The organism is Streptomyces sp. NPDC059957 (genome assembly GCF_042730015.1).
In the GTDB taxonomy this organism is placed as follows: Bacteria; Actinomycetota; Actinomycetes; order Streptomycetales; family Streptomycetaceae; genus Streptomyces.
This window is the reverse complement of sequence record NZ_JBHWMB010000005.1, coordinates 166,948-182,309: the sequence shown is the minus strand read 5'-3', so window position 1 is coordinate 182,309 and position 15,362 is coordinate 166,948. Positions and strand designations below refer to the sequence as shown.

At 71.6% G+C, this 15,362-nt stretch carries 14 protein-coding genes; 11 read left to right on the top strand and 3 right to left on the bottom strand.

Annotated elements, in window-relative coordinates:
* The first annotated feature begins 109 nt into the window (after positions 1 to 109).
* From ACFWBW_RS05705 to ACFWBW_RS05695, 3 genes are all read left to right on the top strand, one after another.
* A complete protein-coding gene (locus ACFWBW_RS05705) occupies positions 110 to 910 on the top strand; it encodes a glycerophosphodiester phosphodiesterase (RefSeq protein ID WP_385368686.1) in 801 nt (266 codons plus the stop codon).
* 180 nt (positions 911 to 1,090) lie between these two features.
* Positions 1,091 to 1,597 carry an ATP-binding protein gene (locus ACFWBW_RS05700; protein WP_385368753.1) on the top strand — a complete coding sequence of 169 codons (507 nt, stop codon included), beginning with the start codon at positions 1,091 to 1,093 and terminating at the stop codon, positions 1,595 to 1,597.
* A gap of 192 nt (positions 1,598 to 1,789) precedes the next feature.
* Positions 1,790 to 2,764, top strand: a complete 975-nt coding sequence (locus tag ACFWBW_RS05695; RefSeq protein WP_385368684.1) for a DUF5926 family protein — start codon at positions 1,790 to 1,792, stop codon at positions 2,762 to 2,764.
* A 251-nt stretch (positions 2,765 to 3,015) separates the two neighbouring features.
* Here ACFWBW_RS05695 and ACFWBW_RS05690 read toward each other — a convergent pair whose 3' ends face one another.
* A complete protein-coding gene (locus tag ACFWBW_RS05690) occupies positions 3,016 to 3,606 on the bottom strand; it encodes a hypothetical protein (RefSeq protein WP_385368682.1) in 591 nt (196 codons plus the stop codon).
* 132 nt (positions 3,607 to 3,738) lie between these two features.
* The gene (locus tag ACFWBW_RS05685) at positions 3,739 to 4,437 is read right to left on the bottom strand and encodes a bifunctional DNA primase/polymerase (RefSeq protein WP_385368681.1); all 699 of its coding nucleotides are present in this window, start codon (positions 4,435 to 4,437) and stop codon (positions 3,739 to 3,741) included.
* Positions 4,438 to 4,844: 407 nt separating this feature from the next.
* On the opposite strand from ACFWBW_RS05685, the gene ACFWBW_RS05680 reads away from it, so the two are divergent.
* The gene (locus tag ACFWBW_RS05680) at positions 4,845 to 6,461 is read left to right on the top strand and encodes a PP2C family protein-serine/threonine phosphatase (protein ID WP_385368679.1); all 1,617 of its coding nucleotides are present in this window, start codon (positions 4,845 to 4,847) and stop codon (positions 6,459 to 6,461) included.
* 166 nt (positions 6,462 to 6,627) lie between these two features.
* Positions 6,628 to 8,094 carry an aminopeptidase P family protein gene (locus tag ACFWBW_RS05675; RefSeq protein WP_385368677.1) on the top strand — a complete coding sequence of 489 codons (1,467 nt, stop codon included), beginning with the start codon at positions 6,628 to 6,630 and terminating at the stop codon, positions 8,092 to 8,094.
* Between the two features lie 60 nt (positions 8,095 to 8,154).
* Here the strand turns inward: ACFWBW_RS05675 and ACFWBW_RS05670 are convergent, their stop codons facing one another.
* A complete protein-coding gene (locus ACFWBW_RS05670) occupies positions 8,155 to 8,733 on the bottom strand; it encodes an ATP-binding protein (protein WP_385368675.1) in 579 nt (192 codons plus the stop codon).
* Between the two features lie 291 nt (positions 8,734 to 9,024).
* Here ACFWBW_RS05670 and ACFWBW_RS05665 point away from each other — a divergent pair, with 291 nt between their 5' ends.
* The 6 genes from ACFWBW_RS05665 to efeB all read left to right on the top strand — a co-directional run bounded on the left by ACFWBW_RS05665 (position 9,025) and on the right by efeB (position 15,330).
* Positions 9,025 to 9,837 (top strand): hypothetical protein, encoded by an 813-nt coding sequence (locus ACFWBW_RS05665; protein ID WP_385368673.1) that lies wholly within the window; start codon positions 9,025 to 9,027, stop codon positions 9,835 to 9,837.
* A 110-nt stretch (positions 9,838 to 9,947) separates the two neighbouring features.
* Complete coding sequence (locus tag ACFWBW_RS05660; protein ID WP_385368671.1) at positions 9,948 to 10,676, top strand: YcnI family protein; 729 nt, start codon at positions 9,948 to 9,950, stop codon at positions 10,674 to 10,676.
* 107 nt (positions 10,677 to 10,783) lie between these two features.
* Positions 10,784 to 11,437 (top strand): SCO family protein, encoded by a 654-nt coding sequence (locus ACFWBW_RS05655; RefSeq protein ID WP_385368669.1) that lies wholly within the window; start codon positions 10,784 to 10,786, stop codon positions 11,435 to 11,437.
* Positions 11,434 to 11,937, top strand: coding sequence for a copper chaperone PCu(A)C (locus ACFWBW_RS05650; protein ID WP_385368667.1), 504 nt, complete (start codon positions 11,434 to 11,436; stop codon positions 11,935 to 11,937). The genes ACFWBW_RS05655 and ACFWBW_RS05650 overlap by 4 nt, the downstream gene beginning before the upstream one ends.
* Before the next feature lie 22 nt (positions 11,938 to 11,959).
* Positions 11,960 to 14,017 carry a copper resistance CopC/CopD family protein gene (locus tag ACFWBW_RS05645; protein WP_385368665.1) on the top strand — a complete coding sequence of 686 codons (2,058 nt, stop codon included), beginning with the start codon at positions 11,960 to 11,962 and terminating at the stop codon, positions 14,015 to 14,017.
* A gap of 71 nt (positions 14,018 to 14,088) precedes the next feature.
* Positions 14,089 to 15,330 carry an iron uptake transporter deferrochelatase/peroxidase subunit gene (efeB, locus tag ACFWBW_RS05640; RefSeq protein ID WP_385368751.1) on the top strand — a complete coding sequence of 414 codons (1,242 nt, stop codon included), beginning with the start codon at positions 14,089 to 14,091 and terminating at the stop codon, positions 15,328 to 15,330.
* The last annotated feature ends 32 nt before the right edge of the window (positions 15,331 to 15,362 follow it).

The following is a 15,362-nucleotide window of genomic DNA, read 5'->3' as shown; positions in this document are numbered from 1 at the left end:
ACCTGTGAGTCTCCCCCATCCTTTATCTCCGACATTTCAGGCGCATCCCCAGAAGCACCCGCAGGGATCTCCCCGACATCCGGGCCCCTCCCGGTGGCACCATGAGCCGGTGAATCACGCAACGCCGCGCCCCATCCAGGTCGTCGCCCACCGCGGCGCCTCGGAGGATGCCCCCGAACACACGCTGGCCGCCTACCGCAGGGCGATCGAGGACGGGGCCGACGCCCTCGAATGCGATGTCCGGCTCACGGCAGACGGCCATCTGGTCCTGGTCCACGACCGGCGGGTGAACCGCACCTCCAACGGCCGCGGCGCCGTCTCCGCCCTGGAGCTGGCCGATCTCGCCGCCCTCGACTTCGGCTCGTGGAAGGACCGGGAGGAGTCCCCGGACTGGGACGCGGACCCCGAGCGGACCTCCGTACTCACCCTGGAGCGGCTGCTGGAGCTGGTCGCGGACGCCGGACGGCCGGTACAGCTGGCGATCGAGACGAAGCACCCGACCCGCTGGGCCGGACAGGTGGAGGAGCGCCTGCTCTTCCTCCTCAAGCGCTTCGCACTGGACGCCCCGCCCGCCGAGGGGCCGCACCCGGTCCGGGTGATGAGCTTCTCCGCGCGCTCCCTCCACCGGATGCGGGCTGCCGCGCCGACGGTCCCGACCGTCTACCTGATGCAGTTCATCTCACCCCGAATGCGGGACGGGCGGCTGCCGGCCGGAGTGCGGATCGCCGGGCCGGGGATGCGGATCGTGCGCAACCACCCGGGCTTCATCCGCAAACTTCAGGCCGCCGGGCATTCCGTTCACGTGTGGACCGTGAACGATCCGGAAGATGTTCAGCTCTGCGCTGATCTAGGCGTGGAAGCGATCATCACGAACAGGCCGCGACAAGTTTTGTCACAGCTGGGCCGCTGACGTCCCGCTTTGCGCACCCGCCACAGGCGCACCACCCGTTACGGGGTGTGCACCGGCGCATCCACTCCGCGTTCGATCTGCCTGAATGCGTCAGAGGGCGCCGGTCCGGCGGTTTCCGGTCCAGGCCATTGGGGCATCCAGACCATGCGTGGGGCTAAGGAGGTTCCGGGGGTGGCGTTGATGGTGGCACAGGAAGTGCCCACGTCGTCGTGCATGGACGTGTCCCATGGTCCTGCGGGCGTGGGCGAGGCGAGGCACCGGATGCGCGAGCAATTGCGCATCAGCGGAGTGTCCGAATCGATCGTGGATGACGCCGTTCTGATCCTTTCCGAACTGCTCAGCAATGCCTGCCGACACGGCAGACCGCTGGGATCGCGGGACATCGGAGACGGCGGGATACATGCGTCGTGGCGCGTCGACAAGGCGGGGCGGCTGACGGTCGAGGTCACGGACGGCGGCGGGCCCACCCGCCCCATCCCGGCCAAGCCCTCGGTCACCGCGCGGGGCGGGCGGGGGCTGAACATCATCAGCGCCCTGGCCCAGGACTGGGGTGTCCGGGACGGAGCGGCAGGTGAGGTCACCGTCTGGGCGACCGTTGCCTGTGGGGCCCGGCACGAGGATTTCGCTACGCGCGTTGCGCCCCCGGCGATCGATTTCAGTACGGCCTTCGACGATCTGGATCCCTGATCCGACCGGTATCTGACCGACCGTCCCGGATCCCTGATCCGACCGGTCCTCGACCGCGGGTGGACGGATGGCGGCCGTCCGGGAGCGCACGCCGACCGTGCTCCCGGCCGCACCCCACCGGTTGTGGCGGTACGAACGGCTAGGCTCGCGCCCAGACCGACGCCGTACCGCCGCAACCGGGAGACACCCACGATGGCCAAGAAGCGCCCCGCCGCGAAGTCCGCAAAGCCGCAGCTCAACAACGGGGAGATCCCGGTGGTGGGCGCTCGCGAGCCCTGCCCTTGCGGATCCGGGCGCCGCTACAAGGCCTGCCACGGCGCGGCCGCCGCGCACGCCGTCACCGAGCACGTGGCCCGGCCGTTCGAGGGCCTGCCCGGCGAGTGTGACTGGGTGGCGCTGCGCGAGCTCGTTCCCGCCGCCACCGTGCCGCTCACCCTCAAGGGCGGACTGCCCGAGGGCGTCCCCTCCGTCACGCTGGTGACCGTACTCCCGCTGGCCTCGCCGGCACTGCGCCGCGAGGACGGCTCCGTCCTGCTCGGCCTGCAGAACGACTCGACCAGCGGCGACCTCGCCCGGGACATGGCCGACACGCTGGAGCGCGCGCTCGTGGCCGAGCCCGGCACCGTCGTCGCGGCCCGCCGGGTTCCGGCCGAGGGTCCGCGACTTCAGGATCTCCTGTCCGTGGACGACGGTTTCGAGCCGGTTGTCCACAGCGGGTTCGAATTCTGGCTTCCGGAAGCGGAGAGCGCCCAGAACGCCTCCCCGGAGATCGCCGCCTCCCTGGAGCGCGCCAACGCCGCCGCCATCCCGACCGTCAAGCTGACCGGCGTGGACGCCGCCTACTGGTGCGAGACCCCGGACAAGAACCACCTGCGCTGGGTCATGCCGCACGCCGAGGAGAAGCTGCTCGACGCACTCGCGCGGCTGTCCGCCGCGGGTACGTCCTCGCTCGGTGAGGGCACCAAGCTGGTCGGCTCCTTCCGCGCCCACGGCCTGATGGTCCCCGTCTGGGACCTGCCGACCGGAGTCTCGGCCGAGGACGTGGAGAAGCCCGCGGCCGAGCTCGCGGAGCGGCTCGCCGCGGCCCTCGCGACGGACACGCCGCTGACCACGGAGGAGCGCCGTGCGCGCGGCGGCCTCACCAACCGCCAGGTCACGCTCAGCTGACCGGGTGGCCGGCCCGTTCGCGGGCCGGCCACGAGGGTCCTCGGGAGAGTGCGCGAGAGGGCCCCGGGAGGGTCTCCGGTGACCGCTCACCGGTGATCGGAGTCACAACTCCCGCTAATCGCCTGCAAATCGGTGTCCGAATATCAGAGATCGAATTTGCGAACAGGCGATCTCTTGTTACCGTTCTTGTAGCCCGGTCGCTGGTGCATCCCCCGTCGCCAGCGACCGGGCCCTTGATTTTCCGGTGACGCTCAACCGTCACCCGGTACCGGTGAGTTGCTCCCGGACCGCAGGAGCAGGGCTCCTTCATCATCCGGAACTGCAAATTCCGCTACGGCCGAGTAGTCCTCCGGGGCCCCCGCCGACGACTCCCTCGGCGTTTCGCACAGCCCCGGTTCGTCGCCCGCGCCGACCGCGCAGCGGATCTGTACCGTGCGCCCCGCCGGACCCATCACCGTGAGCACCGCGTCGAGCGCGCGTCCGCTGGTGTTCCGGTAGTAGCTGCGCCCCCACGTCCGGCCCTCGCCCGACAGGACGCACGTCTGCGCCTCCACCCCCTGGGGGGAGGACAGTTCGGGGCCGCAGCGGGCGTCCGTACGCGGTTGCTCGGCCGGGCCCGGGCGGACCGGTGCCGCTGCGGAAGGTTGCGTACGGGACCGGCCGGAGGCCGAACTCGCTCCCGGATCGTCCTTGGGCGGGTGACCCAAGCCGAAGGTGGAGAGCAGCCCGCCGCCCTTTCCGTCGCTCTGACCGGCGAAATCCGGCCCGGCGATCGCTCCCGCCAACGGGAGCGACAAGATGATCAACACACCGGCGCCGATACCGATCAGGCGGAGATTCATTCGCCGAAGATAGCGATGCGGGAATGGGGCGCGGAGATCCCCGCGCCCAATTCCCTTGGAAACTCGTCTCGCTGGCACCCGTACGAGTGATCCGTCAGTGCACGCGCGTCAGTACGCGAGAGCGCGATTGCGTCAGTACGCGAGCCGGCTCCCGCCGCCCGAGGCCCCGCTGCTCGCCTCCACCAGCGCGTCCACGACCGCCTCCACCTCCGGCAGCCAGACCTTCCCGGCACCTGCAGGCTCGCGCTCCCACCGCACCTGGCCGCCGCCGACCGCGGCGGAGGGCGGCAGCAGCAAGTAGCCGCCCTCGCCGTGGAAACGCAGCGAGGAGGGCACGTGGTCCTTGGCGTAGAGGATCTCGCCGAGCCGCTCCAGCGAGTACGGGGCCACGAGCAGCGACCACCGCGTGGGCGTGGCCACGATCGGCCCGAGCCGCATCCCGTCGGCGTCCAGCCGTACGACGGCACGCGCGGCCGCCGCGGCGGGCAGGCTCACCGCGCAGGGTGCGCTCCCGCCGGTGGCCAGCAGGATCGGGGCACCGGCCCGGTTGGCCCACCACCAGGACACCATCCGGGGGTCGGTGGTGGCCGCGAGCAGCCCGGGATCGAAGGGATGCGCGCCGGGTACGACGCAGTCGGGGTCGGGGCAGGCGCACCGCGAGCTGTCGGTTCCGGAGCGTCCGACGCCGGGCAGCACGGGCCAGTGCCAGGTGGCGGCGCAGGTCAGCGCCGCTTCGACGAGAGCCGGCGCATCACCCTGCGGCGGGGCGGGGCGCAGGGATTGCAAGCGATTGCGGAGCCGCTGGAGACGCCTTCCGAGGATCTCGCGCATGAGCGCTCGTTCCTTTCCGTTGAACGCCGAGGGCCACATCACACCATGTAAGCGGTGGTTCACCACACGTACACGTTTCGCGTCACTGTCCGCCTGAAGCAGGTTCACACGGTTCGTGCAGTTTTCTTACGGGTCCATGAAACGTCCGTCGGGGGCGGTACGCGACCCGGGACCGCGCGGGGGACGGCTGTCGTCGATGGGGACGACGGGCCGTGCCCGACGGTTCCCGGCGGGCACCGGGCTGCGCCAACTCTCCCCGGGTGCAACGGATTACGTACCCGGACCAGCTGACTGACTCGCCCAGTCGACCGCAAAAACCGTCTGCTTCCCGCTTTTTCCGGCCAAGTTCTAGCCCTGACCGAACAGTGAGTTGCCGTCCCACGGACACCAGGATTCCCACCTGGGCAATGCTGGACATCGCTCCTCGTGTGCGTGTAGATGTGGATTCATTGATAGCGGCGCAGCATGATCTGGGGGTTTGCGATGCTATATGGCGAATCGCACCAGCTGGAAAGGCGGACGCCATGAGCGCCCCGCATCTGCCGAAAGTGGCTGGAATCGATCCAGCTGTCACAGCGTCCCCGCACACTGTGGCGCCCACACCGGCACCCACGGCCGTGTCCACATCCACGAGCCCTCGAGCGGTCCACCCGCCGGCGCAGGGCCCCGCGGCGAGCTCGGTCATCCAGGACCGTCTCGCGGGCATGGTCTCCGACCTCACCACCCTCCACGAGCTCACCGAGCGGCTCGCCCGCGCCAGTGAGCTCACCGCCTCCCTCCAGGAGTTCCTGCGGGCGGGCGCGGCCCTGGTCGGCGCCCGTCGCGGCCTGATCGTCCTGGAACCCTCCGACGGACTCGGCCCCACCACCACGATCGGCCTAGGCCTCGGCCACGCCGACCTCGGCCACATCGAGACGGTGCCGCGCAGCGCCACCTCGTACGGCCGCATCCTCGACGGTCTGCCCGACGCCAACGGCGGCTCGGAGGTCCTGCCCGAGCCCGGCACGCCCGCCGGCCCCGGCGGCGACGGGTACGCCACGCCCGTCGACCCCCGCCACCGCGAGGTCGCCGCCCGCCTGGGCTATGCCGCCAGCTACGCGCTGCCGCTGACCGCCGACGCCACCGGCCGGCTCGGCGCCGCCGTCTGGCTCTACGACGAACAGGCCGAGCCCAGCGAACGCCAGCGCGACCTGGCCGGGCTGTACGTCCGGCACGCCGCCGAGCACCTGGCCCGGATGCTGGAGGTGGAGCGCGCCCGCGCCGGCCTGGCCACCGTCGCCGAGGAACTGCTGCCCAGCCGGCTCCCCCGGATCCCCGGGGTCCAGCTCGCCGCCCGGCACCACACCGGCCCGCACGGCGGAGGCGACTGGTACGACGCTCTGCCGCTGCCGGAGGGCGCCCTCGGGCTGGCCGTCGGCTCCGTCACCGGCTCGGGACCGAGCGCCGTCGCCGCGATGGGGCGGCTGCGCGCCTCGCTGCGGGCGTACGCCGTCATGGAGGGCGAGGACCCCGTCGCCGTCCTCTCCGACCTGGAACTGCTGCTGCGCCTGACCGAGCCCGCGCGCTCGGCGACCGCGCTCTTCGCCTACTGCGAGCCCGCCGGGGGCCAGCCGGGCGGCCCGGCTGGCAGCCGGGGGCGCAAGCTCATCCTGGCCGGAGCCGGGCACACCCCGCCGCTGCTGATCGGCGAGCGGCGCACCGAGTACGTGGAGACCACCCTCTCCGCACCGCTCGGCATGCTGTCCTGCTGGGAGGCTCCGAGCGTGGAGATCGAGCCTGCGCCCGGAGAAACGGTGCTGCTGTACACGGACGGGCTGCTCCGGCGCACCGGGGACCCGATGGACCGTGCGTACGCGCGGCTGCACGCCGCCGCCGCGGGGATCCCCCGTAGCGCCCGCGAGGACCCGGCCGCCATCTGCGACCACATCCTGCGGACGGTGCTGCCGGACGGCGAAGGGGACGGACCCGCTTCACCGGCGGGCGCCTCCGAGGACATCGTGCTGCTCGCGGCGCGGTTCGAGTGACGAGGCGATGCGCATGACGAGACGGTTCGAGTGACGAGGACGCGAGAGGCGGGGCGTGTGACCTGGTTTGGCGGATTTGTCACACGACCCGTCGGGGGGCGTCCGCTCACACATACGATGGATGAGGTCCATACCCGGTCCGTGTCCGTCGTACTGAGGAGAAGACGTGGCTGACGAGCTCACCCCGGAGACCCCGGAAGAAGAGCAGCCCAAGAAGAAGCACAAGCAGCGCAAGAACGGGCTGTACCCGGGTGTCAGCGAGGAGCTCGCCGCAAGCATGCGCACGGGCTGGGCAGACACCGAGCTGCGCGGACTGGAGCCGATCGCCCAGGCCGCTCACACCGCCGCCCGCCGCTCCGCACTGTCCCGGCGCTTCCCCGGCGAGCGGCTCGTCGTCCCCGCCGGGCGGCTGAAGACGCGCTCGAACGACACCGAGTACCCCTTCCGCGCCTCGACCGAGTACGCGTACCTCACCGGCGACCAGACCGAGAACGGCGTCCTGGTCCTGGAGCCCGTGGGAGAGACCGGCCACCAGGCCACCGTCTACCTGCTGCCCCGCTCCGACCGCGAGAACGGCGAGTTCTGGCTCTCCGGCAGCGGTGAGCTGTGGGTCGGCCGCCGCCACTCCCTCACCGAGGCCGAGCAGCTCCTGGGCATCCCGGCCAAGGACGTGCGCAAGCTCCCCGAGGAGCTGGCCGAGGCCGAGGGCCCGGTCCGCAGCGTCCGCGGACACGACTCCGTCATCGAGACCGCCCTGACCGACAAGGTCACCAAGGAGCGCGACGAGGAGCTGCGCGTCTACCTCTCCGAGGCCCGCGCCGTGAAGGACGCGTTCGAGATCGGCGAGCTGCAGAAGGCCGTCGACTCCACCGTCCGCGGCTTCGAGGACGTCGTGAAGGTGCTCGACAAGGCCGAGGCCACCTCCGAGCGCTACATCGAGGGCACCTTCTTCCTGCGCGCCCGCGTCGAGGGCAACGACGTCGGCTACGGCTCCATCTGCGCCGCCGGCCCGCACGCCTGCACCCTGCACTGGGTCCGCAACGACGGCGACGTCCGCTCCGGAGACCTGCTGCTGCTCGACGCCGGTGTGGAGACCCACTCCCTCTACACCGCCGACGTCACGCGCACGCTGCCGATCAGCGGCGCGTACACCGACATCCAGCGCAAGATCTACGACGCGGTCTACGAGTCCCAGGAAGCCGGCATCGCCGCCGTCAAGCCGGGCGCGAAGTTCCGCGACTTCCACGACGCCTCCCAGCACGTGCTCGCCGAGAAGCTCGTCGAGTGGGGCCTGCTGGAGGGGCCGGTCGAGCGCGTCCTGGAGCTCGGCCTGCAGCGCCGCTGGACCCTGCACGGCACGGGCCACATGCTCGGCATGGACGTCCACGACTGCGCCGCCGCACGCACCGAGGCGTACGTCGACGGCACGCTGGAGCCCGGCATGTGCCTGACCGTCGAGCCGGGTCTGTACTTCCAGGCCGACGACCTGACGGTGCCGCAGGAGTACCGCGGCATCGGCGTCCGGATCGAGGACGACATCCTCGTCACCGAGGACGGCAACCGGAACATGTCGGACGGGCTGCCCCGCACCTCCGACGAGGTCGAGGCCTGGATGGCGCGGCTCAAGGGCTGACGCCACCGTTCGTACGCGCCGATGGGCGGGACCCTCAACGGGTTCCGCCCATCGGCGCGTCTACGACACCTTCAGCAGGGAGTCGTCCCGCCACTTCAGCATCTTGTCGAAGCTGACCACGGCGCCCCGGCCCGGCCGGTTGCGGAAGCGGACGTGGTCGGCGAGCTCCTCGATCAAGTGCAGTCCCCGGCCGTGCTCGGCCAGGGACGGTCTGCGGCGGGCCACCGTCGCGGGCGGGAACCCGGGACCCGAGTCGCTCACCTCGATGCGGCAGCGGTCCCCGTCCAGATAGGCCGTGACGTGGTACGCCCCGGTCCCGTCCGGGGAGCCGCCGCCCGAGGCCGTGTCGTCCGGGTCCGACGCCTCGTCCGTGCAAGTCGCTTTGTCCGCGTACGGCGCGTCGTCCGCGTGCAGCGCGTCGTCCAAGTACAGCGCGTCCGCCGCGTACCCGGAGCGCGGGACCGGTTCGCGGCCGCCGTGCTCCACCGCGTTCGCGCACGCCTCGCTCAGCGCCACCGACAGGTCGAAGGAGATGTCCGGGTCCACCCCCGCGGTCTCCATCGTCCCCAACAGCAGTCGCCTCGCGAGGGGCACACTCGCTGCTTCGCGCCTCAAGTGGAGAGACCACCAGATGCTCATACGGTTACCTATTGCCGCCCATGGCCGGTGCTAAGCCCCCGAGGGCCGACAGAGCCCTCGTTCGGCCGATGCGGCGCTCCCGGGCGGCGGTGTATGCGGGGCCGGGTGGGGGAGTGCCCGCGGGGGGTTACTTCGGAGGGGGAGCAATCGGCGAGCAATCGGGACAGCACTCGGGGAAGCCCTCGGGCGCGTGTGCACCGACGCGCTCCGGGCATCCGTGCGCAGGAATGCAAACCTGCTGTCGCACCTGCCGTATGCGGCGCCTAAGCCCAGTGCGATGATGGCCCGGCCATGACTGCCCCCCACGCGACGCAGGCCGGATCCGGCCTCAGGCTGATCCGGGCCGCGGTATTCACCGCGGTCTGTGTCGTGCTGTCCGCGGCCGGGCACGCACTGGCCTCCTGCGCGACGGTGCCCTGGTGGTCCCTCTGCGCCGGCTTCCTCGCCGTCTTCGCGGTGGCGGCCCCCCTCGCGGGACGCCGCCGCTCGCTGCGCGGCATCGCCGCCGCACTGGCGGGCGGACAGCTCGCGCTGCACACGGTGTTCGGCCTCGGCCAGCACAACGCCTCGGCGGGCGGCGCCTCCTCGGAGACCTCGCTCGCGGCGCTGGCCGCCCAGCTGGTGTGCGGGGGCAACTCCGTCCCGATCCACCCGTCGGATGCCCGGCGGATCCTGGAGAGCGCCGGGCTGGACCCGGACGCCGTGGCCGCGCAGGCCGAGGCGCAGGGGCACATGACCCACGCCCACATGGGGCAGGGCCTCGTGGAGCCGGCCACCGGACTGGTGGGGCTGCTCAGCCCGGCCATGCTGATCGGGCACCTGCTGGCCGCACTCGCCGCCGGCTGGCTGCTCGGGCGCGGCGACGCCGCGCTGTTCCGCCTCCTCGAACTGTCCAGGCTCTCCGCCGCGGCCGGACCGGTACGCCCGCTGCGTGCCGCACTGGCCTACGTACGGGCCCTCGGCGCGGGCCTTCCGCGACGGCCCGCCCGTACAGCGCGGGCAGCGGGCTCCGAGACCGGCTCCGGGCCCTCCACGGGGCGGGACGCACTCCAGCACACGGTGATCAGGCGCGGGCCGCCCACGGCGTTCGCCCTCGCATCCTGAAGCGGCACCTCTCCTCCCCGGGACTCACGACGGGAGCACCGGTGCCGCGAACTCCGTGCGCGCCGCGCGCGGAGCCACCGTCACCACAGCTTCCGTGGAGTGTTTCTGCCATGAAGACCTCTCGCGTCTCCTTCGCCGCCGCCCTCGCCGCCGGGTCCGTCCTCCTGCTCTCCGGCACCGCTTTCGCCCACGTCGGCGTGCAGCCCGTCGGGGAAGCCGCCAAGGGTGGCTACGCGACGCTCAACTTCAAGGTCCCCAACGAGCGCGACAACGCCTCCACCACGCAGCTCGAGGTCAGCTTCCCCGTGGACCAGCCGCTCACGTCCGTCATGCCGCAGGACATCCCCGGCTGGACGTCCACCGTCGAGAAGACCAAGCTCGACAAGCCGCTCACCGTGCACGGCAAGCAGGTCAACGAGGTCGTCACCAAGGTGACCTGGTCCGGCGGCAAGATCGAGTCCGGCAAGTTCCAGCAGTTCCCGGTCTCCGTCGGCAAGCTGCCCGAGAACGCCGACCAGATGGTCTTCAAGGCGATCCAGACCTACGACAACGGCGAGGTCGTCCGCTGGATCGAAGAGCCCAAGGAAGGCGCCGCCGAACCGCAGACCCCGGCGCCCGTCCTGAAGCTGACCGCCGCCGGCGCCGACCACCACGGTGACGCCGCCAAGAAGCCGGCGGACGAGGCGAAGAACTCCGACGCCGACCACAAGGACGGCCACGACACGGCCGCCGCCAAGAGCGGCTCCGACACGACCGCGCGGGCCCTCGGCATCGCCGGCATCGTCATCGGACTCGGCGGCGTGGCCTTCGGCGTCGCCTCGCGCCGCCGCACCTCCTGAGCTCCTGAGCTCCTGCTGATGTGACGATCCCGCGCAGCCGGCCGGTCATCCGGGCCGACCGGGCTCGCGGATGCACCCGTACCACCCCCGATCCCAGGGACTTTCCCATGCGCACCACACGTGTGACGCTCGCCGCCCTCGTGGCGGCGGCCGCCCTCACCCTCACCGCCTGCGGTGGTGAACCGGCCAAGAACGGCCAGGTCACCCAGATCAGCCAGAACCAGGCGAAAGCCGGGTCCGCCACCGTGCTCGACCGCCCCTTCGACAAGCCGGACGTCGTCCTCACGGACACCACCGGCAAGCCGTGGAACCTGCGCGAGCAGACCAAGGGCAAGCCGACGCTCATCTACTTCGGCTACACCAACTGCCCCGACGTGTGCCCCCTGACGATGAGCAACATCGCCGTCGCCAAGAAGGCACTTCCCAAGGCCGACCAGGACAAGCTCCAGGTCGTCTTCATCACCACCGACCCGGAACGGGACACTCCCGAGTCCCTCGGCGCGTGGCTCAAGGGCCAGGACCCGGCGTTCACCGGGCTGACCGGGGACTTCGCCACCATCCAGGCCGCCGCGCGCACCCTCGGCATCGGTATCGAGGCCCCGACGAAGGACGCCAACGGCAACGTGGTCTCCATGCACGGCGCCCAGGTCATCGTCTTCTCGCCCAAGACGGACGAGGGGTACCTCCTCTACGGCGAAAGCACCACCGTCGAGGACTACACCAAGGACCTGCCGAAGATCGTCAAGGGAGAGAACCCGTGAACGCCCGCACCACCCGCACCCTCGCCGCCGCGCTCTCCCTGACGGCCGCGCTCGCCATATCCGGCTGCTCCTCGGACTCCGGGTCCGCTTCCGAGTCCGCTTCCGGCGGCGCGCCGAAGCTGACGGTCAGCGGCGGCTACATGCCGGAGCCCGTGAACGACAAGATGGCCGGCGCGTTCATGGTCATCAAGAACGACTCCAAGACGGCCGACAAGCTGACCGGCGCCACGAGCCCGCTCTCCGACGATCTGCAGGTCCACGAAACCAAGGATCAGAAGATGCAGCAGGTGCAGTCCATGGACGTGCCCGCGAACGGCGAGCTGAGGCTCGCGCGCGGCGGCAACCACGTCATGTTCATGGGGCTCAAGAACACCCCGAAGGTCGGTGACAAGGTCACCATCGAACTGCGCTTCGAGAAGTCCGGCCCGGTGAAGGTCGAGCTGGACGTCAAGGAGCGGACGTACAAGGCTCCGGCATCCACCGACGGCACCGCCCACTGACGGACCGAGGGACTGACACGCCATGACGGCCACCGCCCCGACCCCATCCACGGCCCGCGTCCGTGCCACGGCACTCCTGCCGCGGCTCACGCTGGTCCTCGCCGCTCTGCTGGCAGCCTTCTTCGCCGCTGCCGCGCCGGCCTCGGCACACGCCGCGCTGACCGCGAGCGACCCCACGGACGGGGCGGTGGTCGCCACGGCGCCCGCCCAGATCACCCTCTCCTTCTCGGAGGGGGTCGCCATGAACGGCGACTCCATCCGCGTCCTGGATCCCCGGGGCAAGCGCGTCGACACCGGCGAACTGCGCGACCTCTGCAGCGGGAGCATCATCCGCTACGGCACCGCCCTGCGCCCGGGGCAGCCGGACGGCACCTACACCGTCGCCTGGCAGGCCATATCCGCGGACAGCCACCCGATCGCCGGCGCCTTCACCTTCTCCATCGGAGCCCCCTCCGAGACCGCCGTCTCCCTGCCCTCGCGGACGGCGGGCGACGGGCCCGTCGCCGTCGCCTACGGCATCGCGCGCTACGTGGCCTACGCCGGGTTCGCCGTGCTCGTCGGCGCCGCCGCCTTCATCCTCCTGTGCTGGCGCCGGGGCGCCGCGCAGCGGCCGATGCAGAAGCTGGTCGTACGGGCCTGGGTCGCGCTCACCATGGCCACCCTGGTGATGCTGCTGCTCCGCAACCCGTACACCGGGTCGGGGAACTTCTCCGATGCCTTCGACCTCGCTGGGCTCAAGGCCGTCCTGGAGACCAAGTCCGGGGCCTCGCTCGTCTCGCGGCTGCTTCTCCTCGGCGCCGCCGCACTGTTCATCACCGTCCTGTTCGGCTCCTATGCCCGGCGCCACGCGGCGAACGGCTCTGAGGGCTCGAACGGCTCGGAAGGCCCCGACACCTCCGAGGTCTCCGAAGAGGACGCCAAGGGGGAGAGCGACCTCGTCTTCGGGCTCGGCATCGGCGGGACCGTCGTCGCCGGTGGTATCGCCGCCACCTGGGCACTGTCCGAGCACGCCTCCACCGGCATCCAGCCCGCCCTCGCCATGCCCGTCGACATCCTGCACCTGCTGGCCGTCGCCACGTGGCTCGGCGGACTCACCGCACTGCTCGTCGCGCTCCACAAGGTCCCGGGGATCGAGCGCACGGCGATCCGGCGCTTCTCCACCGTCGCCTTCGCCAGCGTTCTCGTCCTGGCCGGCACCGGCGCCTACCAGTCCTGGCGTCAGGTGGGCAGTTGGTCCGCGCTGACCGGGACCGATTACGGGCGGCTGCTGCTCGTCAAGATCGGCCTCGTCGCCGTCGTCGTCGCCATCGCCTACACCTCCCGGAAGTGGACCTCGCGGCTGGCCGGGGGCCAGGGCGAGGCTGATGCCGAGGGCAAGGCCGGGGAGGAGGGAGAGGGCGAACGCGCCTCCGATGTTTCACGTGAAACATCGCCCGTGACCGTCAGCCCCTCCGCCGCCGGCGCCGACATGTCCGGTGCCGACACGTCCGGCACCGTCGCCTCCGACCCCCGCCGTGCCGCACAGCTCGCCCGCCAGAACGCCGCCCGGCGCACCGCGCGGGAGAAGCAGGCTCGCGACGCCGATCCGGACCGCGCGGGTCTGCGGAGGTCCGTCCTGGCCGAGGCGGGCGTCGCCGTGGTCCTGCTGGCCGTCACCACCATCCTCACCAGCACCGAGCCCGGCCGTGCCGCCGAGCTGGAGGCCGGGCGCGGCTCCACCGCCACCGCCGTTCCCGACCGCGCGGTCAAGGTGACGCTGCCCTTCGACACCGGCGGTCAGAACGGCAAGGGCTCGGTCCGGCTCCAGCTGGATCCGGGCCGCGTCGGTGCGAACACGCTCCACGTGTGGGCCGAGACCCCCGACGGCAAGCCGGTGGACCTGCCCGAGCTCAAGGTGGCGTTCACCTTGGAGGCCAAGGAGATCGGCCCGCTTCCGGTCCTCCCCGAGCGCGCCGCTCCCGGGCACTGGACCGCATCGGGCGTCCAGCTTCCGCTGACCGGCGACTGGCGGATCGACGTGACCGTCCGCACCTCCGACATCGACCAGACGACCGTCCAGAAGAACGTGAAGATCGGCTGACCAGCGTGACCCAGAACAGCGCACCCACCGAAACCACTGCGAGCACCGAGAGCGCCACGGAACTCCCCGGTATCGAGATCTCCCGGCGCCGCCTGCTGGGCACGGTCGGCGCCGCGGGCGCCGCCGGGCTCGCGCTCGGCGCCGCCGGCGGGGCCCTCGTAGCGTCCGAGGTGTCCGGGCCCGGGACTGCCGGCCCCGGCGGCGCTCCCGGCAGCCTCGGTGCCACCCGTGTGGCCTTCCACGGGGATCACCAGGCCGGCATCACCACGCCCCTCCAGGCCAAGGGGCACGTCCTCGCCTTCGACCTGGCGCCCGGTGCCGGGCGTACCGAGGCCGCTGCCCTGATGCGGCGCTGGTCCGATACCGCACGGCGGCTGACGGCGGGCGAGACCGCGCCGGTCGCCGACACCGGCATCGCCCTCGGCTCCGGCCCCTCCTCCCTCACGGTGACCTTCGGCTTCGGCCACTCCTTCTTCGAGCGCACCGGCCTCACCGCGCGCCGCCCCGCCGCCCTCGACCCGCTGCCGGACTTCTCCGGCGACCGGCTCGATGCCCAGCGCAGCAACGGCGACCTTTGGGTACAGATCGGTTCCGACGACGCGCTGGTCGCCTTCCACGCGCTGCGCGCCCTGCAGAAGGACGCCGGAGAGGCGGCCCGGCCGCGGTGGCAGATGAACGGCTTCAACCGCTCTCCCGGCGCCACCGCCTCCCCCATGACGGCCCGCAACCTCATGGGTCAGGTCGACGGCACCAACAACCCGAAGCCCACCGAAGCCGACTTCGACCGACGGGTCTTCGTCCAGGGCACCGTGCCCCCGGAGCACGCCTGGATGGTCGGGGGCTCGTACGCCGTCGTACGCCGCATCCGGATGCTGCTCGACTCCTGGGACCAGCAGTCACTCGCCCAGCAGGAGCAGGTCATCGGCCGTACGAAGGCCACCGGCGCCCCGCTGACCGGAGGCGGCGAGACCACCGCGATGGCCCTCGACAAGATCGGCGCCGACGGAAAGCCGGTCATCCCCTCCAACGCGCACGCCCGTATCTCCGCACCCGCGCAGAACGGCGGGGCGGCCATGCTCCGACGTCCCTTCTCCTTCCACGACGGGATCGCCGCCGACGGGACCCCCGACGCGGGGCTGCTCTTCATCTGCTGGCAGGCCGACCCGTCCCGCGGTTTCGTCCCCGTCCAGCGCAAGCTCGACCGTGGCGACGCCCTGTCGGCGTTCATCCGGCACGAGTCGAGCGGCCTGTACGCGGTGCCGCCCGGCGCGCGCGCCGGGGAGTACGTGGGTCAGCGGCTGCTCGAAGGGTGAACAGCCCAGGTGGCGTCCGGGCTCCGGCATTA

Excerpts from the sequence above, each read along its gene's own strand:
- ACFWBW_RS05660 (WP_385368671.1), top strand. The coding sequence starts at position 9,948 with ATGAAGACCTCTCGCGTCTCCTTCGCCGCCGCCCTCGCCGCCGGGTCC.
- ACFWBW_RS05700 (WP_385368753.1), top strand. The coding sequence starts at position 1,091 with ATGGTGGCACAGGAAGTGCCCACGTCGTCGTGCATGGACGTGTCCCAT.
- ACFWBW_RS05645 (WP_385368665.1), top strand. The coding sequence starts at position 11,960 with ATGACGGCCACCGCCCCGACCCCATCCACGGCCCGCGTCCGTGCCACG.
- ACFWBW_RS05680 (WP_385368679.1), top strand. The coding sequence starts at position 4,845 with ATGCTGGACATCGCTCCTCGTGTGCGTGTAGATGTGGATTCATTGATA.
- ACFWBW_RS05685 (WP_385368681.1), bottom strand. The coding sequence starts at position 4,437 with ATGCGCGAGATCCTCGGAAGGCGTCTCCAGCGGCTCCGCAATCGCTTG.
- ACFWBW_RS05655 (WP_385368669.1), top strand. The coding sequence starts at position 10,784 with ATGCGCACCACACGTGTGACGCTCGCCGCCCTCGTGGCGGCGGCCGCC.
- ACFWBW_RS05670 (WP_385368675.1), bottom strand. The coding sequence starts at position 8,733 with ATGAGCATCTGGTGGTCTCTCCACTTGAGGCGCGAAGCAGCGAGTGTG.
- ACFWBW_RS05690 (WP_385368682.1), bottom strand. The coding sequence starts at position 3,606 with ATGAATCTCCGCCTGATCGGTATCGGCGCCGGTGTGTTGATCATCTTG.
- ACFWBW_RS05695 (WP_385368684.1), top strand. The coding sequence starts at position 1,790 with ATGGCCAAGAAGCGCCCCGCCGCGAAGTCCGCAAAGCCGCAGCTCAAC.
- ACFWBW_RS05665 (WP_385368673.1), top strand. The coding sequence starts at position 9,025 with ATGACTGCCCCCCACGCGACGCAGGCCGGATCCGGCCTCAGGCTGATC.